At 32.7% G+C, this 22,374-nt stretch carries 22 protein-coding genes and 4 pseudogenes; 13 read left to right on the plus strand and 13 right to left on the minus strand.

The genetic code is table 11. From position 1 onward, the window contains the following. Positions 1-399: 399 nt before the first annotated feature. Positions 400-567, plus strand: a pseudogene (locus ACUN0F_RS00420) (putative quinol monooxygenase); the annotation flags it as partial. Between the two features lie 147 nt (positions 568-714). Next, entirely contained in the window at positions 715-1,884 is a 1,170-nt protein-coding gene (locus tag ACUN0F_RS00425) for a serine hydrolase domain-containing protein (protein WP_445538960.1), read from the plus strand. A gap of 229 nt (positions 1,885-2,113) precedes the next feature. Here the strand turns inward: ACUN0F_RS00425 and hfq are convergent, their stop codons facing one another. The 3 genes from hfq to ACUN0F_RS00440 form a co-directional block, all read right to left on the minus strand. Next, positions 2,114-2,299, minus strand: coding sequence for an RNA chaperone Hfq (gene hfq, locus ACUN0F_RS00430; RefSeq protein ID WP_445538961.1), 186 nt, complete (start codon positions 2,297-2,299; stop codon positions 2,114-2,116). A 141-nt stretch (positions 2,300-2,440) separates the two neighbouring features. Next, on the minus strand, positions 2,441-2,581 hold the full coding sequence (locus tag ACUN0F_RS00435; RefSeq protein ID WP_445538962.1) for a hypothetical protein: 141 nt from the start codon (positions 2,579-2,581) through the stop codon (positions 2,441-2,443). Next, a complete protein-coding gene (locus ACUN0F_RS00440; RefSeq protein ID WP_445538963.1) occupies positions 2,578-3,672 on the minus strand; it encodes a response regulator aspartate phosphatase in 1,095 nt (364 codons plus the stop codon). The genes ACUN0F_RS00435 and ACUN0F_RS00440 overlap by 4 nt, the downstream gene beginning before the upstream one ends. A gap of 142 nt (positions 3,673-3,814) precedes the next feature. Here ACUN0F_RS00440 and ACUN0F_RS00445 point away from each other — a divergent pair. The 7 genes and pseudogenes from ACUN0F_RS00445 to ACUN0F_RS00475 all read left to right on the plus strand — a co-directional run. Beyond that, positions 3,815-4,187, plus strand: a pseudogene (locus ACUN0F_RS00445) (helix-turn-helix domain-containing protein); the annotation flags it as partial. 30 nt (positions 4,188-4,217) lie between these two features. Beyond that, positions 4,218-4,516: pseudogene (locus ACUN0F_RS00450) on the plus strand (transposase). 74 nt (positions 4,517-4,590) lie between these two features. Next, positions 4,591-5,703, plus strand: coding sequence for a YecA family protein (locus ACUN0F_RS00455; protein ID WP_445538964.1), 1,113 nt, complete (start codon positions 4,591-4,593; stop codon positions 5,701-5,703). Beyond that, the gene (locus tag ACUN0F_RS00460; RefSeq protein ID WP_445538965.1) at positions 5,657-5,803 is read left to right on the plus strand and encodes an AAA family ATPase; all 147 of its coding nucleotides are present in this window, start codon (positions 5,657-5,659) and stop codon (positions 5,801-5,803) included. Before ACUN0F_RS00455 ends, ACUN0F_RS00460 begins: the two co-directional genes overlap by 47 nt. Before the next feature lie 45 nt (positions 5,804-5,848). Then, positions 5,849-6,604, plus strand: coding sequence for an AAA family ATPase (locus tag ACUN0F_RS00465; RefSeq protein ID WP_445538966.1), 756 nt, complete (start codon positions 5,849-5,851; stop codon positions 6,602-6,604). Next, entirely contained in the window at positions 6,604-6,912 is a 309-nt protein-coding gene (locus ACUN0F_RS00470; protein WP_445538967.1) for a hypothetical protein, read from the plus strand. The genes ACUN0F_RS00465 and ACUN0F_RS00470 overlap by 1 nt, the downstream gene beginning before the upstream one ends. Next, on the plus strand, positions 6,912-7,559 hold the full coding sequence (locus ACUN0F_RS00475; protein ID WP_445538968.1) for an HNH endonuclease: 648 nt from the start codon (positions 6,912-6,914) through the stop codon (positions 7,557-7,559). Before ACUN0F_RS00470 ends, ACUN0F_RS00475 begins: the two co-directional genes overlap by 1 nt. 300 nt (positions 7,560-7,859) lie before the next feature. On the opposite strand, the pseudogene xerS (ACUN0F_RS00480) reads toward ACUN0F_RS00475, so the two are convergent. Together xerS (ACUN0F_RS00480) and ACUN0F_RS00485 are read right to left on the minus strand one after the other, a co-directional pair. After that, positions 7,860-8,454, minus strand: a pseudogene (xerS, locus tag ACUN0F_RS00480) (tyrosine recombinase XerS); the annotation flags it as partial. Positions 8,455-8,482: 28 nt separating this feature from the next. Continuing rightward, a complete protein-coding gene (locus tag ACUN0F_RS00485; protein WP_445538969.1) occupies positions 8,483-8,785 on the minus strand; it encodes a hypothetical protein in 303 nt (100 codons plus the stop codon). A gap of 287 nt (positions 8,786-9,072) precedes the next feature. Here ACUN0F_RS00485 and ACUN0F_RS00490 point away from each other — a divergent pair, with 287 nt between their 5' ends. Next, complete coding sequence (locus ACUN0F_RS00490; protein ID WP_445538970.1) at positions 9,073-9,627, plus strand: hypothetical protein; 555 nt, start codon at positions 9,073-9,075, stop codon at positions 9,625-9,627. 451 nt (positions 9,628-10,078) lie between these two features. Here ACUN0F_RS00490 and ACUN0F_RS00495 read toward each other — a convergent pair whose 3' ends face one another. Beyond that, positions 10,079-10,927: a hypothetical protein gene (locus tag ACUN0F_RS00495; RefSeq protein ID WP_445538971.1), complete on the minus strand. Its 849-nt coding sequence runs from the start codon at positions 10,925-10,927 to the stop codon at positions 10,079-10,081. A gap of 443 nt (positions 10,928-11,370) precedes the next feature. Here ACUN0F_RS00495 and ACUN0F_RS00500 point away from each other — a divergent pair, with 443 nt between their 5' ends. Then, on the plus strand, positions 11,371-12,348 hold the full coding sequence (locus ACUN0F_RS00500; RefSeq protein WP_445538972.1) for a hypothetical protein: 978 nt from the start codon (positions 11,371-11,373) through the stop codon (positions 12,346-12,348). Between the two features lie 154 nt (positions 12,349-12,502). Beyond that, complete coding sequence (gene xerS, locus ACUN0F_RS00505; RefSeq protein WP_000071021.1) at positions 12,503-13,609, plus strand: tyrosine recombinase XerS; 1,107 nt, start codon at positions 12,503-12,505, stop codon at positions 13,607-13,609. Between the two features lie 502 nt (positions 13,610-14,111). On the opposite strand, the gene ACUN0F_RS00510 is transcribed toward xerS (ACUN0F_RS00505), so the two are convergent. From ACUN0F_RS00510 to ACUN0F_RS00535, 6 genes are all read right to left on the minus strand, one after another. Next, positions 14,112-14,387: a hypothetical protein gene (locus tag ACUN0F_RS00510; protein WP_445540792.1), complete on the minus strand. Its 276-nt coding sequence runs from the start codon at positions 14,385-14,387 to the stop codon at positions 14,112-14,114. Between the two features lie 98 nt (positions 14,388-14,485). Next, positions 14,486-15,085: a xanthine dehydrogenase accessory protein PucB gene (pucB, locus tag ACUN0F_RS00515; RefSeq protein ID WP_327988464.1), complete on the minus strand. Its 600-nt coding sequence runs from the start codon at positions 15,083-15,085 to the stop codon at positions 14,486-14,488. Then, entirely contained in the window at positions 15,045-16,040 is a 996-nt protein-coding gene (locus tag ACUN0F_RS00520) for an XdhC family protein (protein ID WP_327988463.1), read from the minus strand. Before ACUN0F_RS00520 ends, pucB begins: the two co-directional genes overlap by 41 nt. A gap of 17 nt (positions 16,041-16,057) precedes the next feature. Further along, the gene (locus ACUN0F_RS00525) at positions 16,058-16,507 is read right to left on the minus strand and encodes a (2Fe-2S)-binding protein (protein ID WP_000592340.1); all 450 of its coding nucleotides are present in this window, start codon (positions 16,505-16,507) and stop codon (positions 16,058-16,060) included. Beyond that, on the minus strand, positions 16,504-17,343 hold the full coding sequence (locus tag ACUN0F_RS00530; protein ID WP_327988461.1) for an FAD binding domain-containing protein: 840 nt from the start codon (positions 17,341-17,343) through the stop codon (positions 16,504-16,506). The genes ACUN0F_RS00525 and ACUN0F_RS00530 overlap by 4 nt, the downstream gene beginning before the upstream one ends. After that, complete coding sequence (locus tag ACUN0F_RS00535; RefSeq protein WP_445538973.1) at positions 17,340-19,682, minus strand: xanthine dehydrogenase family protein molybdopterin-binding subunit; 2,343 nt, start codon at positions 19,680-19,682, stop codon at positions 17,340-17,342. The genes ACUN0F_RS00530 and ACUN0F_RS00535 overlap by 4 nt, the downstream gene beginning before the upstream one ends. Before the next feature lie 856 nt (positions 19,683-20,538). On the opposite strand from ACUN0F_RS00535, the gene ACUN0F_RS00540 reads away from it, so the two are divergent. Further along, positions 20,539-21,750 carry an IS110 family transposase gene (locus ACUN0F_RS00540; RefSeq protein ID WP_445538974.1) on the plus strand — a complete coding sequence of 404 codons (1,212 nt, stop codon included), beginning with the start codon at positions 20,539-20,541 and terminating at the stop codon, positions 21,748-21,750. Positions 21,751-21,927: 177 nt separating this feature from the next. Here ACUN0F_RS00540 and ACUN0F_RS00545 read toward each other — a convergent pair whose 3' ends face one another. Next, entirely contained in the window at positions 21,928-22,164 is a 237-nt protein-coding gene (locus ACUN0F_RS00545) for a hypothetical protein (protein WP_000379739.1), read from the minus strand. Between the last annotated feature and the right edge of the window lie 210 nt (positions 22,165-22,374).

The raw sequence follows: 22,374 nt of genomic DNA on the forward strand, positions 1-22,374 counted from the left end.
ACGGTATGAATAAAAAGAATTACCCTGAACAATCTGAAAAGGGAAGAGTGATATCATAAAAAAATATAATAAGGAACGATGCACATCAAATAATTTAAAGGGGGGTTGGAACAAAGAATCAGTTCTCCTAATTAAACACTCCTGTAGAAAGACATAAAAGTCTAAATCTTTTGAACATAGGACAAGAAACTCCAAACTACTTAGCCAGTAATAATACAATAAAGTGAAAGTAAACTTTTATGTTTTAGGTCTAAGGAAAGGGAAATTAGAAGGGCTAGCTCCTCGGCTTCACTTCACCCCAGCCATCACCTCACACCTAAAAACAAGGAATTATAAAATATTAATTGAATACATTTTTTGATACCGACTAAAATTTAGGAATGGAAAGAGGGGAATCTGATGCATTACATAACTGCATGCTTGAAAATTATTAGTGATAAAGACCTTAATGAAATAATAGAGGAGTTCAAAAAACTTGAAAAAGAAACTATTAAAGAAGAAGGATGTATTCAATTTCATGTGTACCCTCTTGAACCCTCAGAACGAAAATTAATACTTTGGGAGATTTAACTGGCTCAAATTGTTGGTATTGATAGATACCTTTGTACTGGGGCTTTAATCTATATGCGTGAGGGCCTTTCCCTAAGTCTTGTCAGGAAGTAAGGAACAGTAAGTAAACACTTATACAATATGAATAGAGGAGAGGAATGCCTTATGAAGATACGTAGTCAAATTACATGTGCAAGTCTGGCCCTTTTAATAGCTGGAAGTTCCCTGTTATATACAACACCAACCTCAATTGTAAAAGCAGAGCCCACTCAAAATGTATCTAGTTCGTTACAAACAAATACTCAACGAGATCGTACTTCCGTCAAGCAAGCAATGCGGGGTACATTGCAACTTGGATACCCGGGGATACTTGCTAAAACTTCTGAGGGTGGAAAAACGTGGGGGTATGCTGCTGGAATAGCGGATTTGAGAACCAAGAGACCAATGAAAACAGATTTTCGTTTTCGCATTGGGAGTGTGACGAAGACGTTCACCGCAACAGTTGTACTTCAATTAGCTGGAGAAAATCGCCTGAATTTAGACGACTACATCGAAGACTGGTTGCCTGGTGTCATTCAAGGAAATGGATATGATGGTAACAAGATTACTATCCGGCATATATTGAACCATACAAGTGGTATCGCTGAATACTCAAGGTCAAAAGACGCTGATTTTACGGATACAAAAAAATCGTATACGGCTGAAGAGTTAGTGAAGATGGGGGTTTCTCTGCCTCCAGACTTTGCCCCAGGAGAGGGCTGGTCTTATTCAAACACAGGATACGTATTACTGGGCATTCTTATTGAAAAAGTAACCAGAAACAGCTATGCGGAAGAGATTGAAAATCGGATTATTGAACCACTTGAATTGTCGAATACATTCCTACCAGGCAATTCAAGTGTTATTCCAGGCACTAACCATGCCCGTGGATATGTCCAACCAGACGGAGCAAGTGAGCTAAAAGACGTTACTTATTATAACCCAAGTGCAGGTAGCTCTGCTGGAGATATGATTTCTACTGCTGACGACTTAAACAAATTCTTCTCTTACTTGCTCGGTGGCAAATTACTGAAGGAACAGCAACTAAAACAAATGCTTACTACAGTTCCTACAGGAAAAGAAGGAATCGATGGATATGGTCTTGGAATCTATGAAACTAAGCTTCCAAGCGGTGTCTCGATATGGGGACACACAGGTGGCATTCTAGGGTTTACAACTCTTGTTGGAGGTACACTTGGAGGTAAGCATACGTTGGTCGTCAATTGGAACAGTTTGGGTAGAGCTGACAGTCCTAATCCTTTTAAAAATATTTTACTTGCTGAATTTAGCAAGTAGGAAAAAAGGAAAAATTTATCGTAGTTTTCATAGTTAAAAATATACTTTTCTGGTTCAAAAGCCTCAACTTATTTTCAAGAAAAATTTGGGGCTTTTTTTGTTTTGGTGGCGTTTATTCTTCTTAAGTTGATGGATGTATATATATGGTGACCCCTAATATACTAATATAATTCAAATCAAGTTTTAAAATGCAGTATATTAACAATGAAATACTGGGGTTCATGATAGTTTATACAGCAACTGTTGAAATCGCCTGTTTATAAAGGAATTGTTGTTTTCCATTGCTGGAGATCAGCACTGAAAATTTATCCACTGCAATAATAATTCCAGGTATTCTAACTCCGTTGATTAGAAAAATATTTACCACTCTTTGTTCTTCAATTAATTTTTTGTAAAAATTGTCTTGTGAATACATTAATAGCTTCCTCATCTCTATAAATATTCTAATCTTTTTAAATTCTTTTTATGAATGTAATGGTGTAATTATAACATTTTTATGGGAATTCTTATAAAAAATAAAAGCCCTCACAATGAAGTGAAGACCTTTGTTTGTTTATCATCCGCCAGTATGGCCGTGAGCATATTGTACGATTTTACCCTCGCTAAGAGCTATCTGTGTATTAGTTACATTGCTAGCGTTAAACATAAACGTGAATACAGCTGTTAATCCAATTAAGCTAAATATTATTTTTTTCATTTTAAAGCCTCCTTTTCAAAGTTTTGTTCTTCTGCTTGATGGCTAAGATAAAAATAATCACTTGCTTTTGAGCGGTTATTTTCTTGATGGAATAAAACCGCTAATTTTTTAGCGTATTCTTGCACATATTCATGTAGCTCTTCTCTATTAAAATAAGAAATCCCTGCTTTAATAGTCTTTTCTAATTCGTCAGCAGTGACTTGTTGATTTAGTTTTTCTAAAATTAAAAAGTGATGTTCGTATTCTTCATTCTTTAGTTCTTTACAAATTTCTAAACCTCTCACTATAAGATTAGAAGTTTCTTTGGACTCACCGATTTTCATATGCTCCCTAGCTTTAATAAAGATTGCTTTATAATCTTTAGGGAGTTCTTGTGTTACTTCAGAGAGATATCGTATTGCTAGTTCAGATAAATTCTGACCTGAATACATTAAACCTAAGTTATGGCGTACAAACGTGATATTTTTTTCTTCACCAGCTTTTTTGAATGTATTAATAGCTGTAATGAAATGTTCTTCAGCTTCCTCAAATTGTTTTAAATGAGTACAAGCTAATCCAATTAAATTATCACATAACCCAATATTAGTGTCATATCCTGCATGCTTTTTAAAGATATCCTTTGCTTTGGTAGCTTCTTTAATTGCAGCAAGCGGTTTGTAAATATGATAATGGAAAGTTGATAATTTTAAATGGAATTCAGCATGTTCAATTTCATCGGGAATGTGTTTTAAGAGTAATTCAGCTTGATTATAATGTTCTTTTGCACTTGTAAAATTACCTGTAATATTTGAATGAATAGCTTTAAAGAAGTGGTAGTAGTATTGTAAAAACTGATCAGCAGGTACATCCAATGAATCTACTTTATTAAAACTATCTTTTCCAATACTTAAACTATCAAGCATATATTGATGACGAAAGTCTAAAAGAGCATAGTATAAAAGTAGGTTTTGATCTTCTTCAATATTGTGTATTTTTTTATCAATCTCAAGTTTTAATTTATGTGCCTTTCCTACATGCCTGGCACGTATCTCTATATACCAGTCATTTAACATTTTGGTAACTTGCTCATTCCCCTTTACTGAAACAATCATTATATATTCCCCCATCCTATAGAAGTATGCTAATGTTATATATTACCATTGTAGCAAAATCTCCATTGCATTTAACTATTTTATATTTGTTTTTCAACAAAATCCAGAAAAATTAGTTAATTAAAAACACCCCACTTATATTTTAAAAGAAGATATCTATTATTATATATCTGAGAATAGTACAATTGAGTTAACTGACCATGAGTATCTAAATGTAGAAGTGTTAGAAGAAGTCCATCAGGGAGAGGATCATAATTTGTCTGTGGTAAGAGATATGCTGCAGCAGTTAGAGCTGGATGGTTTTAATTGTGAAGACGTTGAATGGGGAAACCTTAATCTATTGGATAAAGAAATTTTAAGTAGTACGGATGCTATAGAAGAATGGGGAATTGAAGCATCAACATTACGTAAAAAGAATACACGATTTCCCAAAAGGCTCAATCCGTAAAATTGGCACGACATATGCTGTGACTCGATTTGGAATGCGCTGTGTTTTCGGTTCGAATAAGAAATAAGTAAAAATAAAATAGAGAAGGTAGCGTTCAATGAAGAATCATACAAGGAATTCTAAGGGGCAATTACTACAAACCAATAAGAGAAATGGTCTCACCTAAAGCAAAAACAGCGTGAAACCATATCAACTTGGCTGAGAGAGGCTTACATAGAGAAGATTAAGGTTCATAACCGTAGATTGAAACCGAGAGAACATGAGGATGTTTTAGAAAGTGTTATGAGTAAAATCTATGATCGTGAAATTTGGATTCCGGATTACGAAGTCGAAAAGTATTACAAAGGAAAAATAAATAAATGGTATAACAAGAATCAACATAGTAAAGCAGAATGATAACATAATTAAAGTCACGCATTTTGAATTTAGAAAATGGTATATATATTGCTTTGAAAGGATGAAGTAACAGTATGAGCGTTGGCAGAAATCAAATGTGCCCTTGTGGATCAGGAAAGAAATTTAAGAGTTGCTGTATAAATGATCCTAGATATTCAACAATCAAATTAAATAATGGGATATCTCGAAAATATATGTGTGAGTTTGCTTTACATACATTTTCATCTACTGTAGTGATGTGTTATCCAAATCAATTAGATTTAGTTGATGTTTCTAATAAGAATTATCACATATATATGATTCACGAAATTCCTAGATTAAGTTTTGTAAAAGATGGAATTAGAATTTTTGATACACATATTGAAATCTCAATTCAATTAGGAGTTCTTGAAAATGTGAGTATAAAAAAATTTAACTTGAAATTATTGGAAGAGAATCATAAAGAGGTTTTTACATATGAGCTAAAGGGTACTAAAGAATTAATTATAAGGGATAATGCGGGAGGGAGAGTTGAAGCTGATGTTTTGACTTTATATAAGAGCCTATCCAAAGTACCCCTAGAATCAAAAATATTATATGTGGGGCAATCGTATGGTAAATCAGGAGAAAGAGATGCTGTGCGTAGACTTAGTTCCCATGAAAAGCTTCAGAAAGTTTTAGCTGACTTGAGCCATCGTGACATTGAAAAAGAGGTCGCGTTAAGTCTATGGGAATTTACACCGAGGTTAATTACCTCCATGGATGGAATAAGTAAAAAATACTTAACTTCAGATGAAGAAAATACTAAGCATATTAATAAGGTTTTATCTGCACCACCGCTAATTATAGATAAGCAAATAATTAATATAACTGAAGCTGGGTTGATAAATTACTTTAAACCATATTATAATGAAAAATTTAAAAATAATTTTCCTGATGTCACTCACAAAGGATACACATTTTATTATGATTATGATTATAATTCTATTTTAATAGAGTTAGATACTTCCTGTATGAATATAAATGTTTTTTCTGATAGTCAAGATTATAATATATGGTCTCCAATTGAGTATCAGTTAAAATCAGTAGAAGAAAGACGATCAATGTTTGAGATAGATTTTTCAAAAAAAGAAATAAAAGATGAAAGAGGCGATGGTGAAAATGATAATAAAAAATCTAAAAATAAAGAATTGGAACCAGTTCGATAATGTTGATATTGATTTCCATCCTAAGTTAACAGTTTTGACTGGTGCAAATGGTGCTGGTAAAAGTACAATTCTAAGAATGTTTAGCACACAACTTGGCTGAGGATTTAATGAAATTGCTACTCCATCAAAAGAGTCCTCTAGAGCTTTGAAATATAGAATTGGTGGCAGAAGAAAAATTCAGTCGAAAGAACAACAAGATATGATAAATATTGGTAGTGTACAATGTTTTAATGGCGAGACTAGCAATCTATTAGTTCCAGATTTAACTTCTTCAGCAAGCTATCGTATAAATTATGCTACTTCTGGCTCTAATTATTATTCTAATAATTCTTTGAATTTAAAGGGCATCAATATTCCTTCTCATAGAACAGCGTATTCTTATAAGGCAATAGGAAACATTCCTGCAAGACCTGCTACTAGACAAGATGCTTTTAACTCATTTAACAACTCTTTAATGAATAAATTATTTGAGTCTTATGGAGATTCACCATCATTTCAAATGAAAACAACACTTATAAGTTTAGCTCTATTTGGTGAAGGTAATTCACATGTTCAAGAAAATAAAGAGGCATTAGAGTTATTTTTAGGATTTATAGACATACTAAAAGTCCTTCTTCCACCAACATTGGGTTTTCAAAAGATTTCAATTAGAGATGGTGAAGTGGTATTAGAAACAAATAGTGGGGATTTCTTATTAGATGCTGTGTCTGGCGGTATAGGCGCAATATTAGACTTAGCATGGCAAATCTATATGTTTAATGGAGATGGAAATGAGCCATATATTGTGTTAATTGATGAGGCGGAAAACCATTTGCATGCTTCAATGCAGAGGAGATTAATGCCTAGTTTAATTCAAGCCTTCCCTAATGCCCAATTTATTATTTCAACGCATAGCCCTTAATGGTAAATTCAGTAAGAGATTCTTCTATCTTTGTACTCAGATATGATGAGAATAATTCAGTAGTTAGTGAGCTACTGGATTTTGAAAATAAGGCGGCAAATGCATCGGAAATCTTACGTGACGTATTAGGTGTACCTGTAACAATGCCGCTATGGGTAGAAAATCGATTGGAAAATATTTTACAGAGCTATAAAGGTTACGAAATTACGCCAGATAGTTATAGTAGATTAAAAGATGAACTTTCCTCGATTGGATTAAAAGATCATTTACCACAGGCATTGGGAATCCTTCAAGGAGGGAGCTACTAATGATTTCTTTAATAAAAACATCGAAACCTATTGTTCTTGAGGATAAAGAAAACGATTGGACAAACGAGTTACTAAGTTTTTTGAATTCTGATGAGAAAGCACCCAGTTATATTAAAGGTAGGTATCGTCATGAAGAGATCAAAGACGCTTTATTAACAGAAACAAATTCAAAATGTGCATATTGTGAAAGTAAAATTACCCATATAGATTATGGAGACATTGAGCATATAGTACCTAAAAGTATCTTTCCAGAAAAAACATTCTTATGGGACAACCTCACAATTGGATGTGCAAAATGTAACCAAAGTAAAAGTAATTATTATGATGATACATTGCCATTATTAAATCCATATGTAGATTACCCAGAAGATAAATTGGTATTTATGGGGACTATTTCTTTTGCAAAACCTGGTTGTGAAAGTGCATATTTTACAATAAAGAAATTAAAACTTAACCGTCCTGAATTAATTGAACGGAGAGGAGATTTAATAAAAAAAATCCAACCTTTAATCTGGGAATATGAAAAGACAGAAAATGAAGAATTAAGAAAATTATTGTTAGAGGACTTGATAGAATTTACTAATAAGGATCAAGAATATTCATTAATGATAAAACAATTATTAGATTCTCTGGCTATAACAGCATAAACTATTCGAGATAAATGTTGGAATTAACTCTAGAAGCTAGTATGACATTGTATTTTTAAGCCCATTAAAACACAATCCCCCCTATTTTTTTAACTAAAAACAAGGGGGATTAGAAAGGTGTTAAAAATTTTTTATATCATGTGACCTTAAAAATGATTTGAAAATTATCAGATATAATAAGTATTATTTTTTATCCTCACAGCTCGCAAACAGGAGAAGAAATTCCTGAATTATCCTATTAATTTATTTAGGTTATAAAAAAGAAAAAAACTATTTCTCTTTTTTATAAAGTCTCTATAATTACTCAAATTGTCTTTTTTCTAAACGATCAATAGCTTCACGTTTCTTCTCATTATTAATATTTGTATAAATACTAGTAACTTCTACAGAAGTGTGGCCAAGCTGATCTCGAAGTAATACAAGGTCCTTGTTTTCTTTATAATGATTTGTAGCATATGTGTGCCGTAGTTTATGAGGGCTACGTTTCTCATCAAATGCACTTGAATATTTATCACATAACTTCTGTATAGCTCTAACAGTTAACTGCGTATATTTCCCCTTATAATTTTGTTACGAAAAGTAAGTCTTCATCTTGAGGGCAGTTATATTTACTAGGACGAACCTTAATGTACTCCTGAACATCATCTAAGCAAGAGCGAGTAGCTAATACGGAAGATCTTTTATTACCTTTACGCGTCACTTTTACTTTCCCCTGACGGAAGTTTATACTAGATATAGTAAGACTAGCTACCTCAGAAACTCGAAGACCTGTGCCTAAAATGAGGCTTATAATGGCTATATCTCTTTCTTTATCACGCTGAAAATAACTATATTTTTGTGGTGATATATCTTTCAACATTTCTCCGTAATCATTTGCTAATAAGTGAAGAAAGCTATATCTTACTTGGTACTCGTTTAACAGCCTAAATAAACATTATAAAAAAGAGAATAAGTGCAGTGAAAATATGACTAAACATAAATAAAAAACTTTCATTTGCTATAGAATGGGAGGATCTAGAATTATAACGAATTAATTTTTTTATTATTACCCCATATATCATAGAAACTAGAATGAGTAGAAGTAATAGCAAAACAAATTTTATCCTATTATAATCTATGGATGTTGCATTAATAATAGCAGGCTTAATAGCTATGAAATAAGCTATTAAATATATAAAAAGACTTAGAATACAATATAATGAAAAATTTAACAAGTTTCTATACAAATAAATTCCCGCCTCTCATAGAATATCCTAATCCTATTTAGTTATTATGATCATCGTAAAATAGATCAACTATAAAATTAATTATAAATCATTCAACATTAATATTCAGAAAAAATAATAAATTCAAGAGTATCTATCTATTATATTTGCCGTACTGCAAGATGATACAGCCACAATTTTGGAGTGTGGCCCTTCTAATGGTGGGGGCGGTGTAGATTACTAAAAAGATGAATTTAGATATTCATTCATTTTTATTGTAAAATATAACTACAAGAGGGGGAGTTAGTATGAGAGATCAACAAAATGCTATTGAAAGTGTAACGAGATTTTTGCAGGATAAAACTAAAAAAATACTCTTGGTGAGGGGATATGATAATGATGCCAAGTTAAAGGCGGTTCTCTCTTGTTTGAATGGAGAGTTTAACAAAGGAATTATAAGAACAAGTTCTATGTCTTATATATCAGATCATATAAATCAAGCTTTTAAAAAGAAACTTTTACCGCATGCAGTTAAATCAACAACTAATTATAAATTAGGGAGAATGGTTGTTAACATAAATAGTTATGTAAATCATACACAATCTAATCCAAGGGGTAATGAAGAAACTTTTACTCTATTTCATCCTGTTCAAACAGTACTAGCTGATGCTAAAAGATATAACAATTTTTTGAGTGAAATTAAGGGTACTGGATCGAGAAAAGTAATATTAATTACTACGAATGAGTGGAGTATAAAAGAATGGAATATTGAAGATCATGTGGATGAAGTATTCTTTTATAGCGTTGAAAATGACAATCCGCAAATTATGTCGAATTTGAGAAGTAATGGAGCTATATTATAGTTCTATAAAGCATTTATCCAACGAGGTAAGTGCTTCTTTATTCTTAAAAATGGTACGGTGTTTGTATAGTCATATAAAAGAGCCTAAAAAACCTGACATTTTTCTATATAGAGAAGGAAGTTTTTTTGTTACAATATAACCAATAAATAACAAGTTTAGGTTTGCTGAGATAATGAAGAATTGTTTTGAAGTGACTTATCAAAATTTGACTATACATAGTCTTTGAGATAATGGGTTTAAAACATTAGATTAAAGCGGAGACTGATTGCTAATTAAATGGACTGGATAGAAGAAATTTTCATTGTAAGTTTTCTCGGTAGAACTAAGATCTTTATAGGATGTTTAAATAAGTTTTAAGGATTAAAAATACGTATAATTAGGCTGGAAAAATAAGAACTAAATAAAAAATCCTTTCTCTTACAGGTAAGAGAAGGGATTAGCTTTTGTAGAATTACTTTAGTTTTTTTTGTTTCCCAACTTTTATCCCATTTGGGAAATTAACATTTTGCAACAAAATGTTATCTGTTTGTGAAACAACATTAAACACTGGATCTATAGATCTATTATCTAGATTGAGAGGAGCAGAGATTAAATTATTGTTGCTACTACTTATTACAATATAATCTACATTATCTTTTTTAAAAATTAAATAGTCCTCTTGCTCTTTTGCAATATTTCTGCCCAGCTGGAAAGAAGTAAGCCCTATAAATACAAACAAAATTAAAATTGTTAAATATTTATAGGAATGCATAGGAGTTGCAAGGTATTTTAAAATAGTTTGAATTTGTTGCGGGAGATGTTTATAACTTAGAAACAATAATTCAATAACCAGTGGTATTATGTACGAAATCCAATGGTTTAATATTTTAACATTAAATACCAAGGAGAGGGGGACATAAATAATTAATAGTATAATCAATGTATAGTGGACTTGTTTATCTAACTTTTTCCAGTTCATTGCGTGCTGGAATGGTTTAACAATAGTGACAAAAATCAAAATGTAAGCCATAAGAGATGGAAGTATAAATGGAAAGACCATAAGAAAATAATTAAGTAAATCATTCATTTCAATTTTAATGAGAGAAAGAGAATTTAGTTTGTAATAACTGTGATATCCATATTTAAAAAGAGCGGTGAATGAATAAGTTAAAGCAGTTAATAAAAGCACCACAATGGCAGCCTGTGTTAAAAATATAGAAGATTGATTCTTTTCTTTTTCACTCCTTTTGAAAGACGTACGATCAAATTTTCTTGTTTTAAAAGGTAATGTTGAATGTTTGAGTTGTAACCTATTTTTCAAAATGATTCCTCCATTAAGTTGTTATATATATATGTATATATATTAAGTTTTATTAATTATTTTAGTCAAACGTAAACTACATATTTTTTAACCAAAATTAGGTTCAATTATTTCTAATCATAGTTGTAATAGATAAATAATGATAAGAATTTGACAGAATAAGCGCAACTCAGTTGAGAATTTGCTTTCATAGAACAAGAAATATAGATTTTTCAATTAGTAATTTTATAATGTTCATTCGGTTTAATCCCAATTGAAATGAAAAATATGTAAAGGGCTAATAGTCTATTGATATATTTTTTTCGTCAAGAAGAGGAGGGATATGTATTAGAATGTTTAATTTTACATTAAATTCGAGTTTAATTGATAATTATATAAATTTATAGAATGCTATATGATATAATTAATATACAACATGAATTTTTACTGGAGGTCTTATAATTTTGGATTATAAAATGATTGCAAGGCTGTATAATATTAAAGTTGCATCCACTCTAAATAAAGGAAAATTAATTGACGATGATAACATGAGATTGTCTAATAGTTTAGCTACATTTAATCGATTTTTTAATAATGAGGGATTCGAGCGTACAATCGGTTCTCTTGAATATGAATCCTTAAAAAATAGTACATATATCTATCAAATAGGTAAATTAACACAACTGGAAGAAGCTTTTAAAAAACACTCAATATCTGGTGAAGCAAATTATTATTATACTAATTCTTTTTTAAGAAAAATACACATATTTATGGTAGCACTGTGGTTAGTTAAAGATCATAGTGTAAATACAGAATTAGGCTTTATAGGAACTGGCACAAAAGAGATTTTTTATTCTATTACAAGTAGTGGTACTGCATTTTCAGCATCTAAATCAAATGGAATAATCGAGGATACAGGGTTTTCAATTGAGGAAATAGATAAAGCTATTCAATATTATGAGATATTAAAGCCAGAATCCGATGTGAATAGTGGAAAACGGATGGCTGAGGGTCCATATAATGGTAAATCATTAAGAGTATCTCGAGCTCTATACTTTGTACAATCTGCGAGACATGAAACAGATGTACCGGTAAAAATAATGAAATATTGTACAATTTTAGAGTGTTTATTTACAACTGGTCGTGAAGAAATCACACACAAAATTTCGGAGAGATTTGCTAAAATAATGTCTGATCAATTGGAACAGAGAGAGTATTATTTTACGTTGGTAAAAAAATCTTATGCAATTCGTTCAACTGTAATTCATGGGCAAGCTATGTCGGAAAAAAGATATACGGATGCTCTTGAACTTGCTCTTGAATTAGATAATGCTGTTAGAGAATTAATGTTAAAAATCATATTAAATAGTGATTTTGAAGAAAAGTTCGAACAAAATGAAGAAGAATTAGAGAAATGGTTTAAAAAACTAATCCTTTCATAAAATGTTATTTCTAGTCCCCTTTCCTATAAATGCAATTTTGTATTTTAGATAGTAAATTAAAATTGTATTTAATGTAAAATTAGACAAATTCAGACAAAACAGTACATTGATTATAAAAAGTCAATGTACTGTTTTGAAGTTTGAGGTGAAAAAATTGAGTAATCGAGAAAAACAAGTGTATCAAGCACGTGTAGAACGTCATAAAGAAAAAATGCCCTGGTATATTATTGAATATATTGAGGAGAAAACGAACCTCTCCCCTGCTACTTTGTATGGATATTTAATTGAATATGAAATGTTTTTACAATGGTTGATCTCCTCTCGTCTTGCTACAGCAGATGGTGAAGTTGTAACGAGAATACATGAGGTACCAATTGAAACATTGGAGCACCTCCCTCTTAAACAAGTAAAAAGGTTTAAAAGTTATTTAGAGAGACAAGGTAATAAAACCAAGGCAGTTATACGGACATTTTCGGCTCTAAAGTCATTATTTAACTACCTAACAAGCAATACTGAGGATGATAATGGAGAATGTTACTTTTATAGAAATGTTATGGCCAAAATGGAAATTCATAAGGAAAAAATTGACGCTGCAGCGAGAGCAAAAGAAATTTCAGAAGTTATTTTTCACAACAATGATGACATTAAATTCATGCGCTTTTTATCTAATGAATATGAGCAAATGTTACAAGAAACCGCTCCTGGTAAACTAAGATTTTTTAAGCGAGATAGAGAGCGTGATATTGCTATTCTAAGTCTAATCTTGGGTACAGGTCTTCGGGTATCTGAAGCAGCTAGTTTAACTATTTCTAGTATTAATTTTCGTACTCGTTACATCAAGGTTATACGTAAAGGAGATAAAAAATCATCTATTTTGGCTACACAAACAGCTCTAGATGATGTTCAAGAGTACCTTAAAGTACGTGCTAATCGTTACAAGTGTCCTGATGATGAGGATATTCTTTTTGTAACGAATTATAAAGGCTCATACGCGCAAATTTCTGTTAATGCAATACAAAAGCTTACAGAGAAATATACTAGAGCATTTGACGAAAAAAAGAGCCCTCACAAGTTGCGTCATACATATGCAACTAATCATTATAACGAAAATAAAGATTTGGTCCTGTTGGCAAATCAAATGGGGCATAATTCGATGGAAACTACATCTCTTTATACGAATATTGATGATACTAAACGTCGAGCTGCAATTGAGCGTTTAGAACAACGTCAATTAGAAGAAAGTGATGAAATTGATACGTGACATGAACTATCCCTCTAAGGAATAAGAATTTAAAATGTTAATCTCTCTATAGCAAAAAAAGCCATTGTATTTTATAAAAGATACAGTGGCTTTTTACGTATTAGATAAAGAGAAGTGCATATTTTCTGTTCGTTAAATAGGAATTTAACGAACACATGGATGGATGCAAGTTAAACTCTCCTCCTATTACAACAAGGACATGAAAATGGGTAATTTTTCATAAAGTGATTGCTTCAGTTATATAATTTAAATACATTAAAGCATAATTCATAAATAATTGCGTACATATTTATCATGATTTTTAATAGCAAGTTTGTTATTTAACAAATAAATTTTCTCCATTTATGACTGTGTAGAATGTTGCCTTCTTAAAATAAACATTTTGTTCTCCTCAATATCTCTGATCATCACAATTCATAACAAATACCATATATTTTTGACAGACTGCCCGTCAAAAATATATACTGTAATTGATAATTTATATCAATTACAACGAGCCTATTCAATAACTAAATTTAGCATGCACGGTTTCCCTTAAAAGCTGTAAATCAAATTTTCCACTTGGAACACCAAATAAATGTTCAAATGTTGGTTGAATGGATAAACCCCTTGCAATGCGTTCTTCCGGAGTCCATTTGAATAACGATAAATCTACCCAATAGTGAATCGTTGAAAGTAAAAATTCTGTTGTAAGCATTGGATTATTAACATGAAAAACTCCCTCTCTATTACCTTGAATAATTAAATCTGTTAGAATTGGATTAAATTGACAGATGATATAAACATTTTATTATTAATGACTAAATAGTTTAGAGTTTCTTGTCTCACATTCAAGAAGTTTAGACGTTCATGTCTTTCTATATATGATGATACCCTTTATAGTAGAGAATTCTTAATTATATTATAATCCTCTATTGTATCCACGTCATAAAATAATTTAGCATCACTATATACAGTAAACTTACCTTGTAAAGACTTATCAAAGAAAATAGAACGAGCTCCTTGGTCTCCTGTTAGTTTTTTCAAACTCGGAAAAATCTCCTTTGAAAATAAAATTGGTGGCCGCGGTATATCTTGAAAACTAGCAGCTACATAATCAAGTTGCGGGGAGTGTTCATAATCATCTATTAATGAATTTATAAGCTTAACTGTAATAAATGGTTGATCCGCAAGTATTACTACTACTCCATCAGCATTCATACTTTCTGCCTTTTCTAAACCACAATGAAGAGAGTACGATTGACCCAAACATGATTTTTTACAAGAGAGAATATGAACTCTTTCCACCTGTGTATGGTGGAATAACCAGGACGGTTCATTTGAAACTACTATAACATCACTCAGATTGGAAACAAGTGATGTATTTAATGCTATATTCCCAAGTAATGTATTTCCAACTGGAAGGAACAGCTTATGTATCCCCGGACCTGTTCTTCTACTCTTTCCAGCTGCTAGATATATTCCTACTATTTTCATCGTTTTTCATCCTCATTATTTGTATCATTTCTGCCATAATGCTTATAGCAATTTCCATTGGTCCCTCAGATCCAATGGATAAACCAGCAGGAGAGAAAATCCATTTAGGTTTATTGACTCCTCCTAGCAAACGTGCGGTGCGATATCGGGAACCTAAAATACCTAGGTAACGACAAGGTTGGTTCTGCAATAGACTAAGTAGCTCTTGATCCCGTTTGAAATGATGTGTCATTATCATTATAAAATCCTGTTTTTTTATAGATATCCTGGATAGAATTTTTTTTGGAAAACCAACAACATGCCTATCCGCTTCTGGAAAACGTAGCGGTGTGCATAATCCCTCTCTCCAATCACAAATAGTAACAAAAAATCCTGTTTCTTTTGCTAAGGAGACAAGTGGTTTGGCATCTTCTCCTGCACCAATTACAAATAATTTTGGTCGTGGTTCGAAGCAATATACATATAGATGTTCATACCAACCATTTTTCAATTCAGAAAGTACTGGAATTTCTCCTTCCCAATCTCCAAACTCATGTCCTTCTTCGCTAAAAAAAAGAGTCTTCGATTTTAATAAATCTTTTATCATCCAGACACGTAGCCCTTTTTCTGTATATCCTCTTACATTGCGTAAATACTCTTGATATATATAATTCACTTTTTCTAATAATATATAAATAATTCCATTACACCCTACTCCCCATGATAAATCATTTTCTTCCCTCATATCGAATTCATGTATGCTCCATTTTTCATTACTTAAATCTTTAGTATAAAGATAAAGTTCTTCCTCGATACACCCCGCGCTAAGCATTCCAGCCTTTGTCCCATCTTCTTCAAATACCATCATTGAACCTTCTTTCCGGTATGATGAACCGGCTACTCGAAGGATGGTTGCAATAGTGCAACCTTGTCGGCTTGCTATTGCCGTCTCTAATACCTCATGTATATCAACCATCACAATTCACCTTTCCTTTAACTTTGAAGTAGGGATTTTACCGCTTCTCTAATTTCTTGATAACTTGTACATCGGCAAATGTTTGATTCTAACCACTCTTCAATTATTTTGTCTGTTGCTTTTGGATGATTTACTATAAGAGCATGACAGTTTACAATAAACCCGGGCGTACAGTACCCACACTGAAATGCCCAATGTTCTATAAATGCTCGTTGTACAGGAGATTCATGTAAACCTTCAATTGTTGTTATCCTTTTGTCTGTTGCTTCTACTGCAAGCATGATACAAGATTTTATCGGCCACCCATCCACTAAAACCGTACAAGTTCCACAGTCCCCATTTTCACATCCACGTTTTGCACCTGTTAGATTAAATTGATCTCTCAATGTATCTAACAGGGTATCAGCTGTTCTCACTATTCCCTGTCGATTTTCTCCATTTATATAAAAGGTAAGCTTTTTAATCAAAATATCCCTCCTTCAAAATGCTCTAACATGTCCCGTAATATATTTCTTAAAACAAACAACCGGTATTCTCTAGATCCACGAATATCATCTAGTACAGGTGCTGGAATATTTAACACAGTATGTTCTATCTTGTCTTCAACTGACATTTGATTATTATTGATAGCAATTTCCATAGCAGTAGAACGAAAAGGAAAAGCGCATAATCCACTAAACGCCATACGGATTTTATTTCCTTTTTTCAAAGCAGCCAGCGTAATTAATGGATAATCAATTTTTTCAAGTTTTCTCTTTTTCACACTGTAAAAAGGTAGTCCGACATACTCTATATCAGTTAAAACTTGTAAAAGAAATTCTCCCTTACTTAATCGTAGTCTTTCTATAAATAGTGAATGAATAGAGACGTAACGTATACCTTTCATTCCTACAATTCCCAAAGTGCTGTCTGCTAATAGAAACGGAAGTACTGCCTCCCTATAGCAGATTTCTCCTGCAATATTTCCACCCAACGTAATTTTGTTCCGTGCCGTTTGATCTGCTACTCTTGACGCTGTTTTACTCAAAAGTGGAAACACATTTGAATCCGAAACACGAGTTAAAGTAAGTGCTGAACCAAGAGCTACATAATGCTGATACCTTCCAAGCACATTACATTCCGGAATTTCCTTTATATCAATTACAGATTTGGGATAAAGATTCCCTAATCTACCGAGGGTAATAATTTCAGTTCCACCGCTGTAGTATATCGGCGTTTTCCCTTCTTGATAAAGCTTAGAATATAGTTGTAATGCTTCTGTTATAGAGTGGGGGTGGTAATATTCAAAGTCAGATGGAATCATAATAAAGGATTCTCCTTTTTCAGTTTCGTTCGCCAAATTAGTTCTGGAGTAATCGGTAACTGATGCAAAGAAACCTGCGCTGCAACTGATAAGCAATTTGCAAGAGCCGCTGGCATTCCAAGGATGCCATGTTCGCCAAGAGCACGGGAACCAAACGGAGAATCGTCATGAGGAGTTTCTATAAATTCTACTTTATATTCGGGTTGTTGACCGTAGTGGGTTACTTTATATGAACGAAATTGATTGTTTAATATTTTTCCTTTTTTGTCATAAGTGAATGCTTCTCTTGTTGCAAAGCTAAGTCCCATACTCATTGCGCCCATTATTTGTGTCTCAGCTCCTTTCAAATTTAATACCTTTCCAGCATCTATTACACTAAAAGCACGAATTAATTTATATGTATAATCCTGCGTGTCAAATTCAACCTCGACCGCCTGTGCTGCAATTCCCCACTCCGGGCCTGATTTTCCCTTTCCAGTTTCCTTATCAGGTTCTGTGATTCCTTCAAACGTATATGCTCCTCTTCCTATAATCTGTTGGTTAATTACTTGTCCGTTTGAGGAGACATATCCTAACGCAATATGAGCTATTTCTATAGAAAGATCAGGAGATTCTTTGACATATACTTGTTTATTAGCAATTTCTAAGCTCTCTATCGGATACCCTAATAAAATAGAGGCAGATTTTTTCAACTGCGAAATGATATCTTCTGTTGCTGCTAGCACTGCATTTCCTACTAAATATGTAGTTCTGCTTGCAGCTGTTTTCCAATGCTTTGGTGCAACTTGTGTATCCACTTCCATTTTGATATGTATATCTTCCATCTTCAATTTCATTTTTTCTGCTACCATTTGCGCAAGCACAGTTTTTGTACCCGTTCCAATCTCCACTGCACCGCAATAGATATTTACACTTCCGTTTTCATTAAACGTTATTAACGCACCTGCACCTGCATCTGATGGTGTTGTGGAGTTTTTCCATGCAAAAGCAATTCCCTTTGCATGGACTTTTCTATCTGAAATTCGGATATACTGCCCTTCATTCCAATTTATTAGTTTTTTTAATCTTTCTAAACATTTTTTCGGATTGCCCATATTGCTTCTTGTTACCGGAACTTGTGTAGGTGTCGTATCTCCTAGTTGGATTGCATTTTTTAATCGAAATTCAAGTGGACACATACCTAATTTGTTAGCCATAATATCTACTGTTCGCTCTACAACAAAAGTATATTCAGAATGTCCAAATCCACGGAATGCTGTAGCATAAGGATGGTTTGTATACATACAAAGCGAATCACACCCTACATGCTCAATTGAATAAGGTCCTGTACAATCTAGACCCGCCGCTTTACTGACAACAACAGCTCGATCCGCATAAGCTCCACCATCAAATAAAAAAAGGAATTCCGCAGACTTTAAGCTCCCTTCTTTCGTACAACCTAGTTTGACTTTTGCTTGCAAACCAATATGAACGGGGGAAGTAATAAAATCCTCTTCTCTGCTATTACGAAGTTTTACCCTTCTTCCTCCTACAGCTTTGGAAGCAAGATAGGCTAAGATTTCAAGTTGCACCATGGTTTTCCCGCCATATGCTCCGCCTACTAAAGGTACTTGAACATGTATCTTGCCTTCATCTATATGAAATGCGTCACTCAGCTGCTTCCTAATCTCAAAGGGTGCCTGAGATGTAGATGTTACAAGAACAACTCCGTTCGGCTTAATCTCTACTTTTGTACATCTCGTTTCCATTGCCGCATGATCAGATTGTGGAAATGAGAAAAACTCTTCTACAATTATATCGCTTTCACTAAATCCTTTCTTAATATCACCCTTCCGAACTTTTGTCCGCGTGGCAATATTTGTATTGGGTTCTGGGTATGCTTCCTCTATGATTCTATATTCTCCTAAACGCTCATGAACAAGAGGAGCATTGTTTTGATATGCCTGTATAGGAGAATTGACAACAGGAATTTCTTTGTACGTTACACGTATTGAAAAAACTGCTCTTTGGGCAGCTGCTTCACTATCTGCAATCACCATGGCAATTGGTTCACCAAAGTATCGTACCTTCTCAAAAGCCAGAGGTGGCCGATCCACTATACTACTACCAACTAGATAAGGATAATCTTTACCTGTGATAATCTTCCTTACACCTGTTATTTTCCAAGCATTACTTGCATCAATGCCCTCTATATACGCATGTGCATATTTACTAGTTAAAAGCTTTACATGCAATATTCCTATTTCATTTGCATCGTCAATATACTTTGCTCGTCCCGTTACTTTTTCCATCACTTCTTTCCTGGGAATACTTTTTCCAATGATACGATATTGACTCATAAGCCCCCTCCTTTTGTTCCTAATCTATAGTATTAGTTTTATCCTACCTTTAGTACATGTAAAAACTCGCTTTATAGGGGGAATGTTAACATTTTTATACTTTAAGGAATTCTCAAAACTCATTACTACTAATTCCAATTGAGACTATGATTTAAAGATAAGTTTAGGATATATTTCAAGCTATTCTATATATCCTAAAAGAAATAAATTTACTTGGTGTATATTTCATTAAAACATGGGCAGTACGCTTTTCATTAACAACAAAAGAGATACCAACCATATCGCGCTAACACTTTTAATATAGTAATTGTTATATACATAATATAATCCTATTCAAATATCTGCTTTATCCAATAAAAAGAGAGTACCTACGGAAACAGATATACTTATTTAGAAAAAAGGTGTTAAATGAGTATTGAAATAGGATATAAGCGAGTGAGCTTGTCCTTCTCAAAATGCGCATTAAAATAAGCACCTTATTCAGGTGCCAAATAAAACGTAGGGGTACCAGCTGCATGTCAGAAAAACTTTCTATTTCATTATATGAAGTAATGTCTTTATTATGCCTAAATTAACTTCTAAATATATTTATTTTATAATTTTTATATAACAAAGAAAACATACTAAGATTAGTAGTGCAGACCAAGGCATTGGTTCGCACTACTATTTTTTATATAGTAGAAGTGAAGAAAGGGTCGTGGGTGCTTTGGGATTTTGAATCCGTAAAAAAAACTGACCTTCTTCACTTACCTTATTTGAATCAGTTTTTAGTATGTTGGTCCTCGAGATCGTGTATAAGAAATGGGAATCGATAAGTGTAAGATGAAGACTTCAATTTTCCATCAGGAGGAACTTTATGAGACATGTAATTGCTTTTGATATCAGTATGGGTAAAAGTTATATGGTAATTTATAATGCACAAAAACAATGTATCTTTGAAAAGGAAATCCAACATTTGAAGCCTGATTTTAAAGAGCTACAAAAAAAGATATATGAGCTTACCGAGAAAACTGGTAAATTACCTGAAATTGTGTTCGAGGCAACAGGAATTTATTCTAGACAGCTAGAACGATTTATGCAGGATAATCAGTATACATATTGTCTATTAAATCCCTTAGAAGCAAAACTACAATGTGATTCCTTACGGATTCATAAAACGGACCGAAGTGATGCACATCGCCTAGCTCTTACCCACTTTACAGCTACCCGAAGGGTATCTCATGGAACGAATCACATATTCCATCAGTTAAAATCTCTTTCGAGATTCTATAGCGAACTAGATGGAGAATTATCAGTGATTCGTAGTCGTATGCATAAAGTTATTCAATTAACATTTCCTGAATTAGAAAAAATGTTCACGAGTAAATCTGAGTTATTTTTAAATTTTGTTCAACTATTCCCCCATCCAGATTGTGTTTTAAGTCTTTCTAAAACGATTATAAAAAATCGTATTCGTGCTAATACCAATAAAAAAATATCAAATATTATGGCAGAGAAAAAAGCCACTCAAATACTTGAAATAGCGAAAAACTCCTATCCAGCTGTTTCTCAAAATGATGTCTTGTGTGGTCAACTTAAAGCATACGCAAAACGTTATCAAGAACTACTTCAACAAAAGGAATGTTGTATTAACAAGATGGTATTTATAGCCGAACAACGTGCAGAGTATAGTATCATTCTGAGTCTTCCCGGAATTGGACCAAATACAGCGGTACGCTTAATGGCTGAAATAGGAGATATAACTCGTTTTGCGAATAACAAGCAATTGAATGCCTATGCCGGTATTGATATACGTCGCTTTCAATCAGGTAAAACTTTTTATAAAGATAAAATTAATAAACGTGGAAATAAACATTTACGGAAATTACTTTTCCTAATCATCCAAAATATGATTAAACTACGGCGTTACGGACGAAATCACATTATAGAGTACTACGATAAATTAAAAACGCAACCCTATAACAAATGTCATAAAGTTGCGTCCATTGCATGTGTAAATAAGTTATTGAAACTTCTCCTTCACCTTATTACACACAATATACACTATGATTATCGGTTAGCAGCCTAACATCATAGTTTCATTCATAATACCATATCCGCCCCTAGTAAAAAAATGAATCCCTGCTAGGGGTATTTTGCATGCATAAAAATGGATACCTATATTTTGTGATATCCAGTCCATTAAAAATCTAAAAATATAGGTTGACTAATCGTAAGAAAGCACCCATTTCGAATGCTTTTTGACTTAAAGTAGATTCTCTTTAATTTTATTAATTATAATTTGAGCTGCTGATTTATCATCTTGTACCTTTAAATTTTTCCAGCCTACATGAAGATTGAAATTAGTACATTTAGCTCCGCCATAAAAGGAATCATTGTAATAGGTTAAATTAAGTTCCCAATACTCGATTCCGTTCGTTGGGCTTTCAATTGTATAAAAAAATGTTTTAATCTCGCTGACTGCATCTCTTATAGTATCCATACTAACTCCTCCTTCTCTTCACTCTATCTATTCGACAGAAAAGGGAAAAGTCCTACAAAATAAAAAGTCATCACAGAAAGGTGACAGTACTAATGTCTGTAAATAAAAAAGTTCTTTACTATAATAAAAAACCTTTTTTCCATATGTACGTAGAGTCCTAAAATAGTAACTCTCATTATTAAGATACGAAAAATATCGACAAATTGATAC

Source organism: Bacillus sp. 1A (genome assembly GCF_052682215.1).

Excerpts from the sequence above, each read along its gene's own strand:
- ACUN0F_RS00535 (WP_445538973.1), bottom strand. The coding sequence starts at position 19,682 with ATGAGTCAATATCGTATCATTGGAAAAAGTATTCCCAGGAAAGAAGTG.
- pucB (WP_327988464.1), bottom strand. The coding sequence starts at position 15,085 with ATGAAAATAGTAGGAATATATCTAGCAGCTGGAAAGAGTAGAAGAACA.
- ACUN0F_RS00440 (WP_445538963.1), bottom strand. The coding sequence starts at position 3,672 with ATGATTGTTTCAGTAAAGGGGAATGAGCAAGTTACCAAAATGTTAAAT.
- hfq (WP_445538961.1), bottom strand. The coding sequence starts at position 2,299 with ATGTATTCACAAGACAATTTTTACAAAAAATTAATTGAAGAACAAAGA.
- ACUN0F_RS00435 (WP_445538962.1), bottom strand. The coding sequence starts at position 2,581 with ATGAAAAAAATAATATTTAGCTTAATTGGATTAACAGCTGTATTCACG.
- ACUN0F_RS00470 (WP_445538967.1), top strand. The coding sequence starts at position 6,604 with ATGGTAAATTCAGTAAGAGATTCTTCTATCTTTGTACTCAGATATGAT.
- ACUN0F_RS00460 (WP_445538965.1), top strand. The coding sequence starts at position 5,657 with ATGATAATAAAAAATCTAAAAATAAAGAATTGGAACCAGTTCGATAAT.
- ACUN0F_RS00530 (WP_327988461.1), bottom strand. The coding sequence starts at position 17,343 with ATGATTCCATCTGACTTTGAATATTACCACCCCCACTCTATAACAGAA.
- ACUN0F_RS00490 (WP_445538970.1), top strand. The coding sequence starts at position 9,073 with ATGAGAGATCAACAAAATGCTATTGAAAGTGTAACGAGATTTTTGCAG.
- ACUN0F_RS00455 (WP_445538964.1), top strand. The coding sequence starts at position 4,591 with ATGAGCGTTGGCAGAAATCAAATGTGCCCTTGTGGATCAGGAAAGAAA.
- ACUN0F_RS00425 (WP_445538960.1), top strand. The coding sequence starts at position 715 with ATGAAGATACGTAGTCAAATTACATGTGCAAGTCTGGCCCTTTTAATA.
- ACUN0F_RS00475 (WP_445538968.1), top strand. The coding sequence starts at position 6,912 with ATGATTTCTTTAATAAAAACATCGAAACCTATTGTTCTTGAGGATAAA.
- ACUN0F_RS00540 (WP_445538974.1), top strand. The coding sequence starts at position 20,539 with ATGAGACATGTAATTGCTTTTGATATCAGTATGGGTAAAAGTTATATG.
- ACUN0F_RS00520 (WP_327988463.1), bottom strand. The coding sequence starts at position 16,040 with ATGGTTGATATACATGAGGTATTAGAGACGGCAATAGCAAGCCGACAA.
- ACUN0F_RS00545 (WP_000379739.1), bottom strand. The coding sequence starts at position 22,164 with ATGGATACTATAAGAGATGCAGTCAGCGAGATTAAAACATTTTTTTAT.